This window comes from Paraclostridium sp. MRS3W1, assembly GCF_032465715.1.
GTDB lineage: Bacteria > Bacillota > Clostridia > Peptostreptococcales > Peptostreptococcaceae > Paraclostridium > Paraclostridium dentum.
On the sequence record NZ_JAWDJM010000110.1, the window covers coordinates 1 to 20,361 of the forward strand.

General features: G+C 26.3%; 21 protein-coding genes. 10 read left to right on the plus strand and 11 right to left on the minus strand.

The features are described 5' to 3' along the window. Positions 1-153: 153 nt before the first annotated feature. Complete coding sequence (locus RWY47_RS08830; RefSeq protein ID WP_021431470.1) at positions 154-531, minus strand: hypothetical protein; 378 nt, start codon at positions 529-531, stop codon at positions 154-156. A gap of 2 nt (positions 532-533) precedes the next feature. After that, positions 534-1,340, minus strand: a complete 807-nt coding sequence (locus RWY47_RS08835; RefSeq protein ID WP_025163103.1) for a ParA family protein — start codon at positions 1,338-1,340, stop codon at positions 534-536. Between the two features lie 1,040 nt (positions 1,341-2,380). On the opposite strand from RWY47_RS08835, the gene RWY47_RS08840 reads away from it, so the two are divergent. Further along, positions 2,381-2,677, plus strand: coding sequence for a hypothetical protein (locus RWY47_RS08840; protein WP_150845137.1), 297 nt, complete (start codon positions 2,381-2,383; stop codon positions 2,675-2,677). A gap of 211 nt (positions 2,678-2,888) precedes the next feature. Then, positions 2,889-4,043: a hypothetical protein gene (locus RWY47_RS08845; protein ID WP_224170974.1), complete on the plus strand. Its 1,155-nt coding sequence runs from the start codon at positions 2,889-2,891 to the stop codon at positions 4,041-4,043. A 60-nt stretch (positions 4,044-4,103) separates the two neighbouring features. Here RWY47_RS08845 and RWY47_RS08850 read toward each other — a convergent pair whose 3' ends face one another. Next, positions 4,104-4,226: a hypothetical protein gene (locus RWY47_RS08850; protein WP_257440349.1), complete on the minus strand. Its 123-nt coding sequence runs from the start codon at positions 4,224-4,226 to the stop codon at positions 4,104-4,106. 156 nt (positions 4,227-4,382) lie between these two features. Then, a complete protein-coding gene (locus tag RWY47_RS08855; protein ID WP_150845139.1) occupies positions 4,383-4,697 on the minus strand; it encodes a hypothetical protein in 315 nt (104 codons plus the stop codon). Between the two features lie 147 nt (positions 4,698-4,844). Between RWY47_RS08855 and RWY47_RS08860 the strand changes: the two genes are divergently transcribed. Then, positions 4,845-5,324 carry a hypothetical protein gene (locus RWY47_RS08860; protein ID WP_150845140.1) on the plus strand — a complete coding sequence of 160 codons (480 nt, stop codon included), beginning with the start codon at positions 4,845-4,847 and terminating at the stop codon, positions 5,322-5,324. A gap of 165 nt (positions 5,325-5,489) precedes the next feature. Here the strand turns inward: RWY47_RS08860 and RWY47_RS08865 are convergent, their stop codons facing one another. Then, positions 5,490-5,711, minus strand: a complete 222-nt coding sequence (locus tag RWY47_RS08865; protein ID WP_025163165.1) for a hypothetical protein — start codon at positions 5,709-5,711, stop codon at positions 5,490-5,492. 249 nt (positions 5,712-5,960) lie between these two features. Here RWY47_RS08865 and RWY47_RS08870 point away from each other — a divergent pair, with 249 nt between their 5' ends. Next, complete coding sequence (locus tag RWY47_RS08870) at positions 5,961-6,551, plus strand: hypothetical protein (protein WP_168932631.1); 591 nt, start codon at positions 5,961-5,963, stop codon at positions 6,549-6,551. A 298-nt stretch (positions 6,552-6,849) separates the two neighbouring features. Here RWY47_RS08870 and RWY47_RS08875 read toward each other — a convergent pair whose 3' ends face one another. The 3 genes from RWY47_RS08875 to RWY47_RS08885 all read right to left on the minus strand — a co-directional run bounded on the left by RWY47_RS08875 (position 6,850) and on the right by RWY47_RS08885 (position 8,972). Beyond that, on the minus strand, positions 6,850-7,053 hold the full coding sequence (locus RWY47_RS08875) for a hypothetical protein (RefSeq protein WP_025163163.1): 204 nt from the start codon (positions 7,051-7,053) through the stop codon (positions 6,850-6,852). A gap of 569 nt (positions 7,054-7,622) precedes the next feature. After that, positions 7,623-7,844: a hypothetical protein gene (locus RWY47_RS08880; RefSeq protein ID WP_224170975.1), complete on the minus strand. Its 222-nt coding sequence runs from the start codon at positions 7,842-7,844 to the stop codon at positions 7,623-7,625. A 15-nt stretch (positions 7,845-7,859) separates the two neighbouring features. Continuing rightward, the gene (locus RWY47_RS08885; protein WP_224170976.1) at positions 7,860-8,972 is read right to left on the minus strand and encodes a DNA-binding response regulator; all 1,113 of its coding nucleotides are present in this window, start codon (positions 8,970-8,972) and stop codon (positions 7,860-7,862) included. A gap of 217 nt (positions 8,973-9,189) precedes the next feature. On the opposite strand from RWY47_RS08885, the gene RWY47_RS08890 reads away from it, so the two are divergent. Further along, positions 9,190-9,750 carry a hypothetical protein gene (locus RWY47_RS08890; RefSeq protein WP_224170977.1) on the plus strand — a complete coding sequence of 187 codons (561 nt, stop codon included), beginning with the start codon at positions 9,190-9,192 and terminating at the stop codon, positions 9,748-9,750. 99 nt (positions 9,751-9,849) lie between these two features. Here the strand turns inward: RWY47_RS08890 and RWY47_RS08895 are convergent, their stop codons facing one another. Beyond that, positions 9,850-10,332: a hypothetical protein gene (locus tag RWY47_RS08895; protein ID WP_224170978.1), complete on the minus strand. Its 483-nt coding sequence runs from the start codon at positions 10,330-10,332 to the stop codon at positions 9,850-9,852. 896 nt (positions 10,333-11,228) lie between these two features. Between RWY47_RS08895 and RWY47_RS08900 the strand changes: the two genes are divergently transcribed. The 5 genes from RWY47_RS08900 (at position 11,229) to RWY47_RS08920 (ending at position 16,685) form a co-directional block, all read left to right on the plus strand. Then, positions 11,229-12,545, plus strand: a complete 1,317-nt coding sequence (locus tag RWY47_RS08900; RefSeq protein WP_224170979.1) for an RNA polymerase sigma factor — start codon at positions 11,229-11,231, stop codon at positions 12,543-12,545. A 210-nt stretch (positions 12,546-12,755) separates the two neighbouring features. After that, the gene (locus RWY47_RS08905; protein WP_224170980.1) at positions 12,756-15,080 is read left to right on the plus strand and encodes a DUF5011 domain-containing protein; all 2,325 of its coding nucleotides are present in this window, start codon (positions 12,756-12,758) and stop codon (positions 15,078-15,080) included. A 246-nt stretch (positions 15,081-15,326) separates the two neighbouring features. Then, the gene (locus tag RWY47_RS08910; RefSeq protein ID WP_035117301.1) at positions 15,327-15,542 is read left to right on the plus strand and encodes a helix-turn-helix transcriptional regulator; all 216 of its coding nucleotides are present in this window, start codon (positions 15,327-15,329) and stop codon (positions 15,540-15,542) included. Beyond that, on the plus strand, positions 15,535-16,329 hold the full coding sequence (locus RWY47_RS08915) for a DUF3169 family protein (protein WP_224170981.1): 795 nt from the start codon (positions 15,535-15,537) through the stop codon (positions 16,327-16,329). Before RWY47_RS08910 ends, RWY47_RS08915 begins: the two co-directional genes overlap by 8 nt. A 137-nt stretch (positions 16,330-16,466) precedes the next feature. Next, complete coding sequence (locus RWY47_RS08920) at positions 16,467-16,685, plus strand: hypothetical protein (protein WP_224170982.1); 219 nt, start codon at positions 16,467-16,469, stop codon at positions 16,683-16,685. 66 nt (positions 16,686-16,751) lie between these two features. On the opposite strand, the gene murJ is transcribed toward RWY47_RS08920, so the two are convergent. Both murJ and RWY47_RS08930 read right to left on the minus strand, forming a co-directional pair. After that, complete coding sequence (murJ, locus tag RWY47_RS08925) at positions 16,752-18,368, minus strand: murein biosynthesis integral membrane protein MurJ (RefSeq protein ID WP_224170983.1); 1,617 nt, start codon at positions 18,366-18,368, stop codon at positions 16,752-16,754. Positions 18,369-19,233: 865 nt separating this feature from the next. Continuing rightward, on the minus strand, positions 19,234-20,010 hold the full coding sequence (locus RWY47_RS08930; protein ID WP_224170984.1) for a CPBP family intramembrane glutamic endopeptidase: 777 nt from the start codon (positions 20,008-20,010) through the stop codon (positions 19,234-19,236). Positions 20,011-20,361: the final 351 nt, after the last annotated feature.

Genomic DNA, 20,361 nt, shown 5'->3' on the forward strand with positions numbered 1-20,361 from the left:
ATATTACTCTTAATAAGGTATATTTGAATAAGGGTTAAAACAACAAATGGTGTAACAAATTATAAATCAAATAGAAATGTATTTGTTTTATAATTTGTTACACCATTTTAATTTAAGTTTGTTATTTAATTTGTAACTAAATCATTAGCATTACTATCTTCTAGCCTTTTTATTTCTGCTAGTTTTATCATAATCTTTTGCTAATTTATCTATGTTAAAATCACTTGGCAAATTGCTTTTAGTTGTTTCTAAAGGCCCTTCTAGTATACTCATTACTGTTTTGTTTACAGTTGTATTTTTAAACTTTGATATAGCTTTTAATAGCTTTAAATCATCTTCTTCGAAGTATATAGACATAGAAACCTTCTTACTTGATTTCTTGTCTTCTTCCATTTCTAATAAGTTAATTGAATTAGGCTTTACCTCTTCTTCTTCGAATTTAGTTTTTAACTTGTCATCTACTTTTGACTTATAATTTTTTTTAGGTAACTCCACTTTTTCCTCATCTACTAAAAATTTATCTATTCCCATATTTATAACACTTCCTTTTCTTTTAATTCTTCTATTAATTCCCCAAATTCTTCTCTAACCTTATGGCTTCTTTTAATTTTTTTACAATAATCTTCTATGTCTAATTTATTTAGTATCGCATTCTTGATTAAAGTTGTATCACTTAACTTGCTTTCTAATAGATCTTGTTTTATATCTTCAAATTGATCTAAATAATCATTAAATATATCTGCAGTAGAAAGTTTTCTTTCAGTGTATGAATTTATAATTACAGCTCTTTTAGCTGTGTTTTCCATTTCCATATCTACTAAGTCTTGATTAAACTTCTTATAAAATAATTCGCACCCTCTTATCGATGCAATATCTTGATATTCTAAAGGAGTTATAATTGAATCTGATACTATCATAAAGTTTCTAGCAATTAGATCATAAGATGGAGATAAATCTATAAATACATAATCGTAATTTTTTAAAGTTTCTATATTAGATTTGAACCATCTCCAAACTGACTTCTCTCTATTAGTCTTAGTTGTAAGAAACTCAGAAAGAACACTTAAACTTAAATCAGATGGTATTAAATCTATATTTGAATACTTTGGAAGTGGAGACTTAATTATAACCTCATCTGCACTTGAGTTATCTGTTAATGCTTCAAACATCGTTTTATCACTATGTGATACTTTATATAAAAACTGAGTTAAATTTGCTTGAGTATCTGCATCGATGATTAGAACTTTATTACCTTCTTTGCTTAATTTAATTGCTGTTAAAGCTGTTAGAGTTGTTTTTCCAACTCCACCCTTTACATTAAAAAATGAACATATTTTCAAAATACTTCCTCCTCTATGGTTGAACAAATACAATAACAATCTGTTTAATAATTAGTTTAACAAATTGTTATTGTATTTGTAATTTTATTTGTTTCAAGATTTCATTTAGAAATTGTTGTATAACTAGTCTATCAAGTTGAGTTATGGTTTGTCAATAAAATAATCGAATGTATTCGGAATAGTTCTATTAATAGTAATTACGATATAATACTTTAAAATCCTTTAATTAAATTTAATTTAGATGATTTTTATTTTTTTAATATTAAATATACAACCATCATAAGTGAAATTAATAGAAGTATTAATTTATAAGTTATAAGTAAATTTTCTTTGTATCTCTTTTTCATTTTGGAACCTCACGTTAAAAGTCTTACTTAAAGTAAATACACTTTTAATCACTTCATTAGTTGATTAAGATATAAAATGATTAAAGATATAGATACTATAAGTTTTGTTAGTTCTATAATTAAAACCTTCGTATCTTGTTTCATGTTCAATTCTCCTGCTTAGTATTTGAGTATATGATATCATGTAGAATGTGTAAGACTGCCGAACAAATTTGTAAGGTAGGCAAAATACAAGTAAACTTAAATTATTGAAAAATTTAACGTGTTGATAGTTTATTTAATTTTCGTGTTTAATTTTCTAAATTTTATAGTATAATATAAATATAGAAATAAAAAAAAAGAAACTACAATCTAGTGGTATAGAGCGAAGTTTCTATGTAAATAAAATATCTATTTATTTAGGTCACTCTTATTGCCGTTAGAGTGACTTTTTAATTTATCGTAAATAAAACATCCGACTATGCTAAAAAAGAGAACCATAGCCTATTTTGTAAGTCTTACAATTATCTTCTTTTAATCTTTTAGATGATATTACTATACCAGCGATACTTACGATTAATTCTCCTAATACACATGCCCATAAAAAGGTTCCAAAATATCAATAGAGATTTATTACAATTTGTCCTCATGTATTTTTAAAAAAGCTGCGTCATACAATTTATATATACAATTCATATGTATAAGGGGGAAATTATGATGGACTTTCTACAAACTGTTATCGTTGGAGGTTTAGCAGGTATCATAGCAGGATTAATACCATATTTCATAGGTAAAAATAAAGATCAAATAAAAATGGCTACACAAGCTCTTATAGTTTGTGGTATATGCGGTATTTTCCTAGGTCTTTTATTAGCACTGCCTGTCGCACTTATTTATACTTTTTTAATATACGTTCCTTACAAGAATGAAATTACATGCCATTATTGTAAGGAACGTATATTAAAAGATGCTACAATATGTAAATATTGCAAACAAAATATAAATCAATAACATCCTATTTTAGTTAATTTATTTTTAAAAAATGTCTTGCTAAATTCTAGTTAATTTAACAAGGCATTATTTTTTTATTTGTAGGCTACAAATTATTACAAATTTAGATAAACTATATATGTATAATATCTTTTGTAGTTATTTTTAAGATTGCGAAACGTCACTTTTTTGTGAATCAAATTTCACAATAAAAAGAAACGGGGGATTTATAATGAATCGCAGAAAAGGAATTTTAATAGCACTAGGAGTAGTTGTTATAATAGTTGGATGTACTCTAGTTCTGAAGCCAATATCTAAAACTAAAAAAATTAGTAAAGATGATGTTGTAAAAGAAGTAAACACTGGCGAGGTTACAAAAAATAAAGAAGAAACATTAGCGAAATTATTAGAAGGTAAGTACTTATATGATGATAGCGGTGATAGCAAAATAGGTACAGTATCCTGTTTCAATAAAGATGAAGTAGTAGCATTATACCCATATGAAGCGGATGTAAATAAAATAAAAAAAACATCCACTGATATAAATACTGCTTTATTCGAACTTGAAAGTAATGAACATGGTTCCCCTGAAATTATAATTAAATCTAAATTTAAAATAGAAAAAACAAATGATACATCTGTAACTCTTGTAGAGTCACCAAATGTTGAACCTACAGGGCTATCTAAAAGTTTAAATATACTAACTACAGAAGAGAGTGTAAAAGATATAGCTAAAGTTAATCCTGATTATGTTCAAGATAAAAACTTGGATGATTTAGGATTAAAAAAAGAGTTATTCACTAAAACTTTTGGATCAGTTCAAACTAGCACAAGTTCTGATGAAAACATTATATCATCAGAAAAAGCATTACAATTATGCAAAAACAAGTTATCAGGATTTATAAATACTGACTATCTTACTTTAGGAAAAAATACACCTGGTATGCCTTCAGGCGGTAAATACAATGGAGTTAGATACATATATGTGTATTACATGATAGATGGAATAGCTGCTGATTACAGATACTGCGTTAAAGAAAGTGATGGATCAATATATTATGAAGACTCTGCTAATATAGGCAAATTGATAGATATTGATACACATATCGCAAACAATAAAAGTATTAGCGATTCTGAGCCTAAAATCAAAGAGAATGAAGATACAACAGAAAGAAAGAAGATATCAGAAAGCGAAGCGATTGCTCTATGCGATAAAAGACTTAAAGAACTAAATTTCCGTGAATTTGAATCTCTTGGTAGCGTCATTAACACATTAGAAGGAGATTACTACCAAATTGTATATGATGGAGGCGATGCTTTTGCCGTTCATATGTATACTGGAGAAGTTTTTTATTATGGACGTGATGGAATATCTAATCTAGAATAGTTAAAAAAAAGAAACTACAATCTAGTGGTATAGAGCGAAGTTTCTATGTAAATAAAATATCTATTTATTTAGGTCACTCTTATTGCCGTTAGAGTGACTTTTTAACTTATCATAAATAAAACATCCGACTATGCTAAAAAATATAGCGTCGGAATTGTTTAAAAATAATCTTAAAATTTCCATACTTCCACCTCCTTCCTATTGGAAGTAGGTTTTATCCTTCGTATAGAAACAGTCACTCTTAGATTGTAATTTCCATTTATTATTATAACATAAATAAACTTACAAATATTTAAATTTTAAACGCAGCATATACTAATGCACTTTACTGTACGGAATCTATTCTTCGTAGTAGTTTACCATGTAAATATAGTCTCCGTTTGCTAATATAGATATAATTCCATTCTTTCTTTCATATCTGTATGTTTTTAAATCAGGCATATTATCTTGAATTTTTTCATTATCTTGAACATCTTTTAAATTATACCCATAGTCCTCTAGTATTTTCTGAGCATTACTAAAACTGTCACTTTCTTCTATGATAGGAGGCTCTTGATCCTCTAAGGAGCTAAAGTTAAATTTAGATACTTTATACCCTAGCGTAAGTATAAATAAGAAAACTATAGCTAAAGTGATTTTTGTAATGTTTTTCAATAATTCACACTCCTTTATATAAAATCAAATGTTATATAATTACTTATATTATAGTGTATTTCACAATTTGTAGACATTTTATTTGCATTATATATTTATAAAAATTATACTAAAAAAAGTACATCAATAAATTAAAGGGGAATTTTTATGAGTAAAAAATTAAAAATTTTAATAATCGGACTTAGTGTTTTGATTATCGCATCTATTTATATAGTATCAAAATCTAATTCAGTTAAATCTAAAGAAACATCTAAAACACTTAACTCATCTTCTCATCAACAATCTAGTGAGATAGAGTCAATTTTAAAAACAAGAAAATATCAATTAATAGAAGGCAAAGAATATATCCAATATGAGTTACCTTATTCAACAAATGAAATAATGAAAAATACTAAATTAATGCTACAACTTAGAGATCTGTTAGTAGATGAGAATACTTTTTTCACAATGCTAAAATTGAATGATGGAAATGGAGTGTTAGTGCAAACTGAATTCCAATCATTAATGATTGGTAGTTTAGGTGATGAATTTTGTACATTAAATAATGTACTGTATGATGGTAGTGTGTATAAAGATAAAATTGATTATTTCAAATTTAAGGAGACACTTCCATATATCCCAGAATAATTGCATTCATCCACATAAAACTTTAAATAGATGAACTAAGAAAAGAGCTAGTGTTCTATAAAACTAGCTCTTTTCTTTACTTAAAAAAATAAACTTTTCCACTAACTCAGTATATGCGATAAATTATAAAAACTAGGTATAATGTTATACCTAGTTTTTACTTTATTAAGCCTTGTGATTAGCCATTATATTTTTAACCTCTTCTATACACTCAGGCTTTATTAACTCCAACATTCTTGGAATAAAACTCATCATATACTCTTTGTTAAAAGTTCCTTCGTCTTGTTTTTTAAAACTTTCATTTAGTAATTCTTTTGCTTTGTCTTGATTTTCTAAAGCTACTCTTTCCATTATAAAATTAAAGAATCTTTCTTGGCCATTATTCATTGTGTGTATCTCCTTTTAATTTGGGTTCTAAGCTATGTTGATTCAGTAATATATATTATATACTAAACCTTGAGCAAATAGGTGTACTTTAGCACTGATTACTAAAATATAAGTCCTAAATACATTAACTAAGTTTCTTCAAAATTATGTATATTAGATCATTTATAGATTTAAATGTAAATAAATGGTAATATATCACAGTGAATAATGTAGGTATGTACGCTTATAAAAAGCTTGAGGGGGGATTTAATGAGAAGAAAAAGTATATTTTTAATAATTCTAATTATATTATTTATAGGTATAAACTATCTAATTTCTAAATCTAAAAATGAAAATAAAGAATCTATAAAGAACGTTAAACCAATAGAATTCACAGAAGAGATTGGAGATAACGGAGTAGGGGTTTTATTAGATGCAAAAAAAATGGGTACTAATAAAAATCCTTTGCAAGCAAATGTAGTAGAGCTTAATAAATTTCAAGCTCAAATTTTAGATGAAAACAATAATGAGAAGTTGAAAAAGTTGTATCTAAATGCAAAATCAAATACAATTTCTGAAGATGAATTTGAATCTAATTTCTATACAAAAGACAAGGATATATACTCAAAGATAAGGTATAAAGTAGTTTTTTTCGTTGATAGCGATTCATTATATTCACATTATCAGCTAGGTGAGGGGTGTGTTTTTGACAATGGAGTATTTTATCAAAACATTTATAAAATCTCTAAAAATGGACCTGTTTATGTATATTTAAAAGGAAAGTTCAATTCTGAAGATATGAAAACGGTACAGAGTATATATGACAAAGCTTATACTCACAAATTAAATGGATATAACTAAAAGTAGTACATAAAGTAAATATAAATCTACTTTATGTACTACTTTTACTAGTAAACAACACATATTAACTTTTCGCGTTCGTTGATACAATTGAATAAATATTTTTTATAAACCACATAAAAAACTATAAGGAATTTAATATAACATGCACTCTTTTGATAATAAGTTGTAAAAAAATATATATGCTATGTTTTTATTATATCATCTAGCTTTGTATTATTAAAAATTCAAATATCTTATAGTATTTATTTAAATTTTTAATGTATTTAAGTACTAAATCAATTACATTTCTAATCCCTTACTTCTTTTCTACGAACTTATTACCTTCTAATCTATAATTAAATAGCCAAAATAAGAAGCCTACATCTATCCCTAAACAGTTACTTATAGTTTTTACATCATAATACTCTAACATCTCATTTACTACATCTACCCTTTCCTTTAAACACATATTATTAAACTGATTTGTAGTTACATACTCATCTAAATTTAAATTGTTCATTTACATCACTCCCCCATACATTCTGCACATACAAATTTTAGCTTTTTCCCCAACAAATTATATATATGCTAACTAAAAAAAATTATGATATATAATTTTATATAAAAGGTTGTCCAAAAAAATCATAAAAATATCCTATATTAATTTGGATTAGAAATTACTTTTAAAAATCACACTTGAAATTTGCTATTCACAAAACAAAAATTTAATATATAGGATGTATATAAGTAATTCCTTTTAAATACAGAACACTTGAAATTACTACTTTTAAACTCTGATTTGAAGAAATACAATAACAAATGGTGTAACAAATTATATAACAAATATAAAATATATTTGTTATATAATTTGTTACACCATTTTAATAAGAAATTGTAAATGTATTTTAGTATTATACTAAAAGGATTCAATAAACACGCCTTAAACCCTTCTTTTCCGTATACAATAAAACAAAATAATCAATATCTACTGGCAGCCAACATTCCTAAAACATTCTCTATCCCCCAATTAATTATATTAAAAATAAACCCCCACACCCACATATTTATAAAGAGCCATTTCATGTCACCCTAAGGGTCCTTTTTCAAGCGTTGAACTTGCCTCACTGATAACCCTAGTTTTTCAGCTATATCTTTATTTTTTAATCCTAGTTCTACAAACTCTTTAATCTTATTTATATTATCAACTTTTTCTTGTTCCCTTTTAGTTAACCCTTCTTCATTTCTTCTCTCTAACCTTCTTCTTTTATTATTTCTATAGTACTTTTCCTCTTTATTAATTATAGTTATCATATGCTTTTGCTCTCTTCACGTAATTCCTAATCGTTCAATTAAAGCAGTATTTTTATACCAATATCCTTCTTTATCCATCATCCTTTTATAGACTTTTTTAATCTCTCCATTTCTTAAACCTTGTTCATACTCTATAAACTTTTCAATAGCTTTTGAAATACACCTTAGAATAGCTTGTACTTCGGTATGTTTAAGAGGTTCTTTAAAAGAATTATTTAACTTAATAACTTCTTTTTTAAGTTCATCTAGATTTCTAGTATATATTCCTTTCCAATATGCATAACAATGAATAATCATATTTCTATAACCTTTCATATCAAAGTTTCTGAGTTTACATAAGGTTTGTAAATCACAGGCTCTTTGCATATGCAAGCTATATGAATTAAAGAATTTATTTGAAATGACTTTGTTACCTTGTCCTTTAGTGTCTTGAATCTGTAGTTGATATGATTTAGGATTATAATTTAAATATTTATCTCTTAATTCATACATAGAATATTCTAGCTCATCATCTATATATATAACTTGGCAGTTTAATTGGTTCTTAGAGTTTATAGTTCCTGGTAATCTAAGGACCCTGGCACTATCTGTAGCCTTTTTATCTGCTCCTAAATGTTTTAGGTTGTAATATATGTAATCTTCTAGTTCTTGCCATGTATTTAAAGCTCCATATGGAGCGTTTTTTACTCTCCAGTATAAATGAATACCTCTTCCGCTGTCTGTTACCATAGTTGGCTTTGGTATTTTACCTTCATAGTATAATTCCCAAACCAAATACACCGTTTCAGCTTTTTCTAAACCTACGTTTTGACAATCTATATCTTGAAATAAAGATCTAAACTGTCTTATATTTTTTACTCTTCTCTTTGGAATGTACATTGTGTTTGGCGCGACAAATACATCCTTTTCTTCATGAAGCACCTCTACAATGTCTCTTAACTCCTCATTCCTAGTATTATATATTTCAATAGTTCTTTTAGTTGAATTTGTATTAGAACTTTCTTTATTTCCATCATTGTTTAACTTTAAAATCTGTATATACCCATCTGTGCTATCATCGTATAAATGATCGCAAAACTCTTTCATCCCCATAAAAAACTCACTTCGCTCCTGTAGCTCAAATTCCATGTCGTCAACGCCCACTCAGCAAGTTCGTGTCTCGTTGCTCAAAAATCTCCTATATTTCAACTTTATCAACCCATATTTGTGTTCTTAATAGTATGAATATACCCCCATATATTATATCACTAAGAAATTTCAAATACCAATTATTGACAAATAGCATTTTAAAATATATCTTTACTTTATTATTAGAAATAAAATTTATAAAAGGGAGTAATTTAGAATGATATCAAAGAAAAGGTATTTTCCACTAATTATTGTGGTTATTGTTTTTGCGTTTTTCATGTTTAATAGGTCAAATACTATTAAAAACAATATTGCTGATGTTGAAGAATTATCTAATGTATCTACTAACTTACAGGATTCAGAAGATATATTATTATTAGACTCAAGTAAAGTATATGAAAAAGATGATTCAAAGAATATTGCAATAGAAGATGATCCTGAAGGTGTTGTACATATCTATAAAGAAGATATATACACAATAGAAAATTTATATAAAAATGCAAAACTTACATTAACTACTCAAAGTGAAACTTTAAATTTTGTTAGAACAAAAGATAAAAATATTTATACAAAAACTAAATATCAAATAATGTCATATATCCAAGGTAACGGTAGAGGAGGATTATACTTAGGTCGTGGTTATATCCTTGATGATGGAACATTTTATCAAGGTTTTTTTAAAGATGGAAATACCATTTATGCTAAAGGTAAGTTTACAGAATCTGAAATGAAAGTAATTGAAGATATTTACCAAAGAGCTATTGAAAAAACACCATAAAATATAAGCTACATAAGTTTTAAAATATAATAATCAATACTTATGTAGCAGTTTTACTAAACTATTTGAGTTCTGTCTTCAACTTCTATTAGAATACAATTACTTAGAACTCTCCCAATTTGAATTTATTTCTACTCTTGGAAATGTTATTCCTGATACTGTATTTAAGTCACTATGTTTAACATTATTTTCTAGCGGTTTATACGGGTGTACGTAACAAACATAGAAAACAAAATCTTCTGTACCGTATTTAGCATAAGTTGCACCTTTATCTTCCCTAAATTTACTTTCAATTTCTTTAATTCCATCTGGTAAGATATTTTTTACATATTCTTTTGCCTCTTCCATTGTTTTAATAGGTTGATCTTGACTATCATAAATGCATGCGTTATACATTTTATCTTTTACTTCACTTAAACTATCGCTGAAACTAATTTTATTAGCAGTATCTTTGTTTGTATTATGTTCGGTGCTAATTTTTTTAGAATCATATTCTTTACTTGTGTTTTCAACCTTACTACATCCTAATGTAAATATACATATTAAAAATGTAAGCCCCAGTACTAATCTTTTTTTTATCATAAATTCCCCTCTCCTTTATACTTACAGTACAATTAATACTAATTATACCAGAGGATTATTTTAAAATAAAATTTCAATTCACTTGAGAGTCTACATCTGTTGCAGCATCACCTAGCACTTCTTTTATTGCTAATAATAAGTTATTCATAAATTTATTAATTTTTTGCAAAAAAAAAAGAGCACATAGAGCAAATATCGTTCTAATTTATGTACTCTCTCTTTTTATTAACAACACATATAAAATGTTTATTGTTCATTAATTTTGAATATACAAATGAACAAAGGTTTTTTATCTTGCAAATAAAAAATCATAAGGAATTTAATAACATGCACTTCTTTGATAAATAAGTTGTAAACAATGTATATAAGTGTATCTATTTGCTCTGTAACCATTATATCATCTACCTTTGTATATATAAAAATTCAAATATATAATAGTATTTATTTAAATTTTTAATCTATAAAATATATAGGGGTTAATATCATAAAAATGGTTAAACAGTAATTTACCCCTAAGGTATATAACTAGATATTATCTATATATATTTGGAATTTTTAGTCATTCATATTATACTTATAGTTATTCCAATATATTTAACTTATAAATAGTTCAATAATTTATGCCTATATATTTAAAGTGACATCATATGGTCTTTTATAAATATGTTGAAAATATATGTTAAAAATTGATATAAAACTGATTTAAATCAATTTAGAAAGAGTATAAATAATGATATTAAAATAATATGTTAGAAATTCGGACTATTTTATATAGAAATAGATCTTATTAAAGGTATAATATTATATACAATCAAAGAAAAAACTACAAAAATTAATTATATAATGATTTAGACAAATACAGAAAAAATAACTACTATTTTAGAAAAGGATGGTTTATGAAAAAATATGATTACAAGCAAATAGAAAAATTAGTTATTAAAGCACAGAGCGGTGATAATGAAGCCTTTGAAGAGTTGTACAGTACAACATATAAAAATGTATATTTTTATGTATTATCTATTTTAAAAGATGACACCTTAGCAGAAGATATATCTCAAGATGTATTTTTAATTGTAATGAAGTCTATAAATGATCTTAAAAACCCGAAGTTATTTATAGCTTGGGTGAAAAAAATTGCATATAATAGATGTATTCAAGAAATCAATTCTTCTAAAAAGCTTGCATACTGCAATTATGAAGATACATTGAAAAATGATACTTTATCTGAAGTTGATAATGTAATAGAACATACATATGAAAAGAAAGAAAAACACACATATCTTGTATCATTAATAGACAAGTTATCATTACAGCATAAGAATTTAATACTATTTAAATATTATGAAGGCTTAAAAAGTGAGGAAATAGCATTTATAATGGATATGCCTCTAGGAACGGTAAAAAGCGGACTTCATTATGCAAAGAAAAAACTAAAATCTATGTATTTAAGTGATAATTTCTACGGAATGATTTTTATTCCAAGTATATCAAAGTCATTAAATATCCATTATTATAATACTGCAAAGAACATTACAGTTCCTGCACTCGCTAAAGGCACATATTTATCCCAAAATGCAGCTGCAAGTACAAACTATTTAGGAGTATCAAGTAAAATAAATATAGGCAATAAATTCAAATTTATAGCCGTATCCTCAACAATTGTAACTTCTGGTATTTTATTAACTACTATCGGCATAAATCCAAATATAAAATCTATATCTTATAATGATAGTAAATATATAAATAAAGATTTAGAACTGGAAATTACATTGAACCACTCTGCATTTTTAGATGAAATATACATATTAGATAGCAATGGAAATAAGATTTATAGCAGTAAATCAAAACATAATAAAGTTTCAGCAGTTATAACAGAAAATGGAGCTTATGAAATATATACTAAGTCTATTTTTAACAAAACAAATACAAAAGATATAGCTATTAATTGTATTGATAAAACAAAACCTCAAATTATAGATTATAAATATAATGAAGAGGAAATAGTTATAAACGTAACTGATGATTTATCCAATATAGATTATGATAAATCATATATAACTGATGTAAATGGAAATAAAGTTGAAATATTTCCGAGTGAAAATATAAATGAAATTAAGCTAAAAACAAGTAAATATAACACTGATTTTACATTGTATTTATATGATAAGGCTGGAAATTTATCTAAATACTTGATTAATATAAAGTTTAAATAATAATATATTTAATATGATGGAAATTGACTTTAATGTAAAATGATTTTTATGTTTAGAGAAAAAATACTATGTAAAATAGTATTTTTTTTTAGAAAATTTGAACCTTTTTAATAAAAATCTACCTTATTAATTAGTATATAAATTTTTTCAAGTTGAAGACACAAAAGTAAGGGTATATAAATATAACATTGTAATAAGGAGACATCTTAAATGAAAAACAAGCAAATTAAAAAAGCAGTGGCAGGTGCAATGGCTACAACGATATTAATGAACCCAATGCCTCTAAGTATTTATGCAAATGAAATTAAACCAGATGTATCAACGGAAGATACTAACAACGTAGAAACTAATCCAGCAACAAACGATACAAATGAACTCCCAAATAATCCAACTGAAAAAGAGAATACAGATAGCGAAGTTAATAATGTTGAGGAAAAAGATAAAGTATCAGTTCCAGAAGAAACACCTGAAAAACCAGAAGTTGCATCGGAAAATAATAAAGAATTAAATAAAAATGAAAAAACCGCATATGGAAATGGATATAGATTTGAAACTAGTTACTCTGATAATAAATATGGTCATTTACACTATAATTTATCTACAGGAGAAGATATCCATACAAATTGGCACTTCGCTTTAACTAATGGGACACTTAGTGAATACTCTTATACATTTACAAACCATACTGAAAAAGGTGAAAAGTACGTAGAATTTACTAAACTACCAGTAATAAAAGAAGATTCACAAAGTGCTTTCACTCTTGAATATTCAACTGATGGAAGTTCTTTTTCTACCGATGTTCCAGAGTTAAAGGATCTAGTAGCTTTTAGAGTAACTTTAAAATCTACTATTGAAGGAGATGAAGATCCTAAATTAAAGGTTGAATATGCTTTTAAACCAATTAATATTCCTAAAGACTTTGTAAATTCTGAACATCTTATTATAGGAGGATATCAAACAACTAAATACGGAAATACTTGGGTATCTGATATAAATTCAAATATGATTCATTTTTATGAAAGTACACCAAACCATGCTCCTGTGATACATGCAAAAGATAAAACTATAGAAGTTGGAGATAAGTTTAACCCAATGACTGGAGTTACGGCTACTGATAAAGAGGATGGTAATATTACTAAAGATATTAAAGTTATAGAAAACACTGTAGATACAAGCAAAGCTGGTAAATATAAAGTTGTATATTCAGTAACTGACAGCAATGGGGCTACAACTACTGAAGACATAACTGTAACTGTAAAGCTTAAAGACTTAACTTTAAATAATATCCCTGAGATACACGCAGAAAACAAAACTATTAAAGTTGGAGATAAATTCAATCCACTGGATGGAGTTACTGCTATTGATGAAGAAGATGGTAATATTACTAAGAATATTAAAGTTATAAAAAATACAGTAGATACAAGTGAAGTTGGTATATATAAAGTTACATATAAAGTAACTGATAGTGAAGGGGCTAGAACCACTAAGTCTATATTAGTAACAGTAAGAAGTAATGATAAACCATTAATAATCGGTGCTGATGATACCAGCATAAAAGAAGGAACTTTATTTGATCCAATGTACGGAGTTGCTGCTATTGACACTGAAGACGGTAATATAACAAAGCATATCAAAGTTATTGGATATGTGAATACTAATAAACCTGGAACGTACGAACTAACGTATAAAGTAAATGATAAAGACGGAAATACGGATACTGTTAAAAGAACTATAATTGTAAATCCTAAAGAATTACATATAAATAATTTACCTGTTATAAATGCAAGTAATAAAACTATCAAAGTTGGAGACAAGTTTAATCCAATGACAGGGGTTACTGCAACTGATAAAGAGGATGGTAATATAACAAAACATATTAAAGTTATAGAAAACACAGTAAATACAAATAAAGCAGGTACATACAAAGTTGTATATAAAGTAACTGATAGTAATGGAGCTACAACTACTAAATCTATAGCTATAATTGTAAAGAGCAATGATAAACCAGTAATAAACGGTGCTGACAATGCTAGTATAAAAGAAGGAACTTCATTCGATTCAATGAAAGGAGTTACTGCTACTGACAAAGAAGATGGCAATATAACAAAGCATATCAAAGTTACTGGAAGTGTAGACACTAACAAACCTGGAACATACGAACTAACATATACTGTAACTGATAAAAATGGAAATTCTACTACTACTAAAAGAACTATAACTGTAAGCCCTAAAAATGAAGAGACAAGTAATTTACCTGAAGTAAATGAAGATAATAAAGCTCCAAATGTTGGAAATACTGTTAATTCAATAGATAGGCCTAGTTCTACTAATACAAAACCAGCTATAAATAAACCTAATTTACCGCAAGAACATAAAAAGACATTAGAAGTAACTATTTCTAGTTTAGATGATAATAAAGAGGTTTTTAGTTCAAATCCTAAAACAATAGATATGGGTATAAAGACATTCTTATTTGTAGGTGCGATATCTGCATTCGGACTGTTTTTAAATAGAAGAAATAAATATAGAAAATAATATTGAAGGAGTATGAAATATATGTATGTTGAACTACTTATCAAGATTATTAAAGAATTAAATAAAGATAAAGACTTGTAATTTAAAGTGCTTTGATTTACCAAAAAGCTGTATTAAAATATTAACTTATTTTAATACAGCTTTTTTTAGTTGTATACGCTTGACAATTATAGTTGTCATAAGCTATAGTTAATATTGACAAATATAGTTGTCATATTGACAATAAAAATAGTCAGGAGGGGTTATATGCCATTAAATAATCGCTTGAAAGAATATCGAGCTAAGATTAATGTAAATCAGACTGAGATGGGGGTATTAGTTGGCGTGTCTAGACAGACAATAAGCCAAATTGAGAGAGGGGATTACTCTCCTTCAGTTACTTTAGCATTAAAAATAGCAAAGATTTTTAATGTAAGTGTAGAGGATATTTTTAGTTATGAGGAGGATGGGGTTAATGAGTAATAAATGTATGGATGAAATTAAAAAAGAGGATAAAAAAGCTTTTAAAAGTTTTATAGTTATGATAGTAATATCGTTAGTTGCTGGACACTTTTTGGGTAGAATATCTGGAAATTTAAAACAAATTATGGGTGAGAATGTATCTAGTTCGTTAATAAACATGCTTAAATATATTACACCATTCGCAAGTCTTGTTCTTTCTATATTATTGATACTAGTATTTAAAATAATATATACTGATTCAAGAAAAAGTTATGAGTTATGGAAAAAATCAAATGAAGATGACAACCGTATAGACAAAATTGAAGAAAATTTATCTTATTTAAGACTACTTTCTTCTATAATTAATATTATTGGTATGTTCTTTATTGGAATAGGAGCCATGTTACTACCTTTTGATGATATAAATGGTGATATTAGTATTACAAAGTATATTTGTTTTTCAATAGGACTGATATTATGTGTTACATCTAATATACTAATTCAAAAGAAAATAATAAATTTACGAAAAGAAATTAACCCATTATTAAAAGGGAGTGTATATGATATAAAATTTGCTAAAAAATGGGTAGATAGTTGTGATGAATCTGTAAAATTAGGGATATTTAAAAGTGCTTATAAAGCATATGTATCTGTATCTAAAACATGTATTATACTTTGGCTATTTTGCATTATAGGTTATGATTTATGGAACTTTGGGATCATGCCTCTAGTAATAGTAACTATTATATGGCTAGTTCAAACAATTTCTTATTGTTTAGAATCAATTAAATACTCAAAGGCACAATAAGGATTCGTATATTATAATATAAAAATTACAATTCCCAATTTATTACAGTAAGGTTACACAAATGAAAAAGTATCGAAAGAAAATACCTTTCGTGTTAGAATTTGGTAAAACAAGTTTTTACTAAAGGGGTAATGGGCATGGAAGATAAAAATAAGATCGAAAAAATCACTAGTATACGATGGAAAACTTTTAATTTATTTGGATGGCTTTTCGGAGCAGCTGCAATGGCATTACATATGTCTGTAAGTGATAAAGTTCCTGTATGGTTATTAACATCTTTAGGGATTGTAATACTTTTACTAGTCATTCAATCTTTATACATTGTCTATTGCAAAAAGGTTATTTCTCATAAATAAATGATAAAAATAGTTTCTAAATAAAAAACTGTCTTAAAATATTAACTTATTTTAAGACAGTTTTTTCTATTTCTTTATTTTATTTTTTATATTGTTTAAAATTAAATTTACTTCATCTACTTTTAAAAGAATTATGCATATACCATAAGTTAATGCCCCACATCCCACGGATCCACCTAGTGAAATAATATCATATACCTTTTCAGCGGTTAATTTTTTCTCTAAGGCAGCAGGTAAAATTTTATGTAATAAATCTGGCAATACTCCATCTAATAAAGCAGGTACCGCCTCATTTAAGAAATTATATACAAATAGTGTTACAACAGCCATCAATAATGCTGATACAATTGATTTTATTAAAACGATTATAATTGATTTTCCGCCAAATGGTCCAATTTTTTTCCTTAAACTTATAAATAATAATATTATGGTAACTATTGCAGAAATACTAGTTGCAAAAGCCAACCCTGCATGTTGCATATTTGTATATCTTACAAATAGTAAGTTTAATACTATATTTAATACAATAGTAATTATCCCATTTACCATAGGTGTTGTTGTATCTTGCAATGAGTAAAACACCTTTCCAAGGATATCTCTAAGACCAAATCCTATGATCCCTATTGAATAAAATACTACTGCTATTGCTGTCATTTGTGTAGATTTCGCATCAAATGCACCTCTTTGGAAAAGTACTTTAACTATTGGAGTTGCAAGTATCATAGCCCCTATTGATATGGGTATTAGTAAAAGTATAACTGTGTTTACTGATGCTTTTATAGCTTTGTAAAATTCCTCTTTATTGTTTTGTGTTGTTAATTTAGCTAATAGTGGATAAACAACAGAAGAAATTGATACTATAAACATCCCCATTACAAATTGATTTAATTTAGCTGCATAATCTAGTGCTGATATACTTCCTTCAGCAAGATTAGATGCTATCGTCCTATCTACAATAGTGCTAACTTGATTGACTGCAACCCCTATTAAAACAGGTATTACAAGCCATAGCATTTTCCTTAAATATTTATCATTAAAGTTAACAAATAAGCTATATTTAAATCCTCTTTTTTTAGCAAATGGTAGCTGGAATAAGAATTGTAAAAATAATCCTATTAAAGCTCCCCAAGGAAGTAAATGTATACTTATTATTGAACTCAAAACTATAGATGTTATAACTATAATATTATTTGGCACACTCATAAGTCCAGGTATTACAAAGTTTCCTTTTACCTGAAGATAAGCCGTCATAATATAACTCATTCCTAAAAACGCTAATCCTATTATCATAATTCTAGTAAAGTATACTGTTTGAGCAAATATCTCACCTTTAAATCCCATTGCAAATACATGTACAATTTGAGGTGTAAATATCAATCCTAATATAGAAAATGCCATACAAATTAAAATAACTGTATTTAATACGTTATTTGTAAATTTGTTTGCTTCCTTTTCTCCATTATTCTTAAGTACCTCTTGATATAAAGGTATAAACGCTGTATCTAAAGATGTTCCTACTGCTGCAAATATAACTACCGGTATAGTCATAGATATTTTGAATACATCACTTATCCCCTGTGTTCCGTATACTCCAGCTAGAGTTAATTCTCTTCCAAATCCCAATACTTTTGCTATTAACGTAGCTATCATCAATCCTATCGTTGTTTTTGCTACCTTTGACATAAATATTTCTCCTTTTTTAAACTTATATAATTTTAAATTACAACATTAAATAACTCTGTTTTTAAATTTATATAAGCTTTTTATTTATATAGTTTCACTTTAAAAAGGTTAAATTTATAACTATATAATTTACCAGAATTATATTATACATCTTTTTATATCTTTTCAAGTTACAACTTTTACATTTATTTCCATTTGACTAAATCGTGAAATATTCTCTCTAATTGAAATTACTACATCTATTGATCTATCAATTCCTTTTATAAGGCTTTGGTTAGTTCAGTATAGGACACACGCGTATCTAAAATCATACTACTCTATATCTTTATTTTTTATTTTCTAAATTAATAAAAACTTATATACTATAAGTGCAATGCTAATTTCTCAATATAAAAAATTCAATTCACTTGATTCAATACATCCGTTGAAGATAGTATTATCTATATAGCGTTACTAAATTAATTATCAGGAGGAGTTTAAACTTGAGTTTTTATATTAATTTTTATTTAATTTTTGTTATTTTTATAGAAATACTAACCTCATTAGTTATATCAAAAGCAGTTTTATTAAGTTATAGAAACAATAGGATTTCTAAATCTGTAATGTTATTAATTTTTTAGTTCGTAAATTATTATATATATTGTTGAACTATTTAAATATAATTGACCTAATTAATAAAATACATAAAAACACTTCAATCATTGGAATTACTTAACAAAATCCCCTTAACATTTTTTAGGACTCTATCCCTACATTCTATGTAATTAGTAAGTTACACTATAAAATTAAATGTCCAAGTTTATTATATCCAGGTGTCCATTTGACAGGTTCATATTTAAGATAAGAGAATTTATTTAATACCAAGTTAATTATTACACTCTCTATTTTCAAAAGATTTTTTCATATTTTTTTTCATTTTTAATATAGAAAAAACTAAACATAATATTCCAGATATAAATACTATATATCCCATTATTTCATTAATAGCTACTAACTTAGGAATAATTAAAGTTCCACATAAGTTAAGTACCATATGTAGAATCATACTTCCTACTAATGAATCGCAATACATATATATTATAGCTAATACTATCCCTATTAAAAAAGCACATATTCCTTGAACAATATTTCCATGTGCTATCCCAAAAATTAATGCCTGAACAATAATAGCATACACTACAGTATAATTTTCTTTTAAATATCCAAATATAATTCGCCTAAATATTATTTCTTCAAATATAGGTATTATCAGTATAGTTATTATCATCTGGTCTAGCGATTTAACGCTTAGTTGATTAGCTACATTCACATAACTTGGAAAAACTTCAGTTAATTCTCCAGCTAAAATTGATCCACAAACACTAAGGCCTACTCCCAATAAGCTAATATTTATTACTTCATTTAATTTTATTTTTTTTAAAACATCTTTACTTAATAGTTTTTTATTAAAAATTGAATACATCCAATCTACTAAGATTAGTATAATAACGTCTATTATGCAAGTTATTATATATATATATTTACTCATTTCTTTAGAATCTTCAATTACAATGGCAAAAATTCCTGTTACAATCATACTGCTAAAAAAACTTATTAATAATAACCCTATACATATTCCTAGTAATTTCAAAAATTTTTTCATAATCATTTCCTTTCCATTATTTAAGATATATTTATTTTTGAATACAACTTTTTCTAAAATATAATAAAGCATTTTTTCACTTCTTATTAAAATTTTTGCTTTACATATCATTTCTGATTTTATAGAATTTTTTTCACCCTATTCCTCCATTTGTTGTATATATAATTAAATAGATATTGTGACCATATCTATTTTTGTTTTAAAAGTAAATATATTTTGACTGAATAGTGCATTTTGGGAACTGAATAGTTTTACCCTACACTATTCGAACAAGAACCTATACTATTCAGTCATTCTTTATATTTTTTTAACATTTTTATGTTATTCTTAATTCAAACAAAATAAGTTTTA

Bases quoted from the DNA above. Each gene is read 5' to 3' on its own strand.
- RWY47_RS08885 (WP_224170976.1), bottom strand. From the start codon at position 8,972: ATGGAATTTGAGCTACAGGAGCGAAGTGAGTTTTTTATGGGGATGAAA.
- RWY47_RS08850 (WP_257440349.1), bottom strand. From the start codon at position 4,226: ATGGAAATTTTAAGATTATTTTTAAACAATTCCGACGCTATATTTTTT.
- RWY47_RS08915 (WP_224170981.1), top strand. From the start codon at position 15,535: ATGAGTAATAAATGTATGGATGAAATTAAAAAAGAGGATAAAAAAGCT.
- RWY47_RS08840 (WP_150845137.1), top strand. From the start codon at position 2,381: ATGATGGACTTTCTACAAACTGTTATCGTTGGAGGTTTAGCAGGTATC.
- RWY47_RS08880 (WP_224170975.1), bottom strand. From the start codon at position 7,844: ATGATAACTATAATTAATAAAGAGGAAAAGTACTATAGAAATAATAAA.
- RWY47_RS08905 (WP_224170980.1), top strand. From the start codon at position 12,756: ATGAAAAACAAGCAAATTAAAAAAGCAGTGGCAGGTGCAATGGCTACA.
- RWY47_RS08890 (WP_224170977.1), top strand. From the start codon at position 9,190: ATGATATCAAAGAAAAGGTATTTTCCACTAATTATTGTGGTTATTGTT.
- RWY47_RS08900 (WP_224170979.1), top strand. From the start codon at position 11,229: ATGAAAAAATATGATTACAAGCAAATAGAAAAATTAGTTATTAAAGCA.
- RWY47_RS08870 (WP_168932631.1), top strand. From the start codon at position 5,961: ATGAGAAGAAAAAGTATATTTTTAATAATTCTAATTATATTATTTATA.
- RWY47_RS08865 (WP_025163165.1), bottom strand. From the start codon at position 5,711: ATGAATAATGGCCAAGAAAGATTCTTTAATTTTATAATGGAAAGAGTA.
- RWY47_RS08845 (WP_224170974.1), top strand. From the start codon at position 2,889: ATGAATCGCAGAAAAGGAATTTTAATAGCACTAGGAGTAGTTGTTATA.
- RWY47_RS08875 (WP_025163163.1), bottom strand. From the start codon at position 7,053: ATGAACAATTTAAATTTAGATGAGTATGTAACTACAAATCAGTTTAAT.
- RWY47_RS08895 (WP_224170978.1), bottom strand. From the start codon at position 10,332: ATGATAAAAAAAAGATTAGTACTGGGGCTTACATTTTTAATATGTATA.
- RWY47_RS08860 (WP_150845140.1), top strand. From the start codon at position 4,845: ATGAGTAAAAAATTAAAAATTTTAATAATCGGACTTAGTGTTTTGATT.
- RWY47_RS08910 (WP_035117301.1), top strand. From the start codon at position 15,327: ATGCCATTAAATAATCGCTTGAAAGAATATCGAGCTAAGATTAATGTA.
- RWY47_RS08930 (WP_224170984.1), bottom strand. From the start codon at position 20,010: ATGAAAAAATTTTTGAAATTACTAGGAATATGTATAGGGTTATTATTA.
- RWY47_RS08830 (WP_021431470.1), bottom strand. From the start codon at position 531: ATGGGAATAGATAAATTTTTAGTAGATGAGGAAAAAGTGGAGTTACCT.
- RWY47_RS08920 (WP_224170982.1), top strand. From the start codon at position 16,467: ATGGAAGATAAAAATAAGATCGAAAAAATCACTAGTATACGATGGAAA.
- murJ (WP_224170983.1), bottom strand. From the start codon at position 18,368: ATGTCAAAGGTAGCAAAAACAACGATAGGATTGATGATAGCTACGTTA.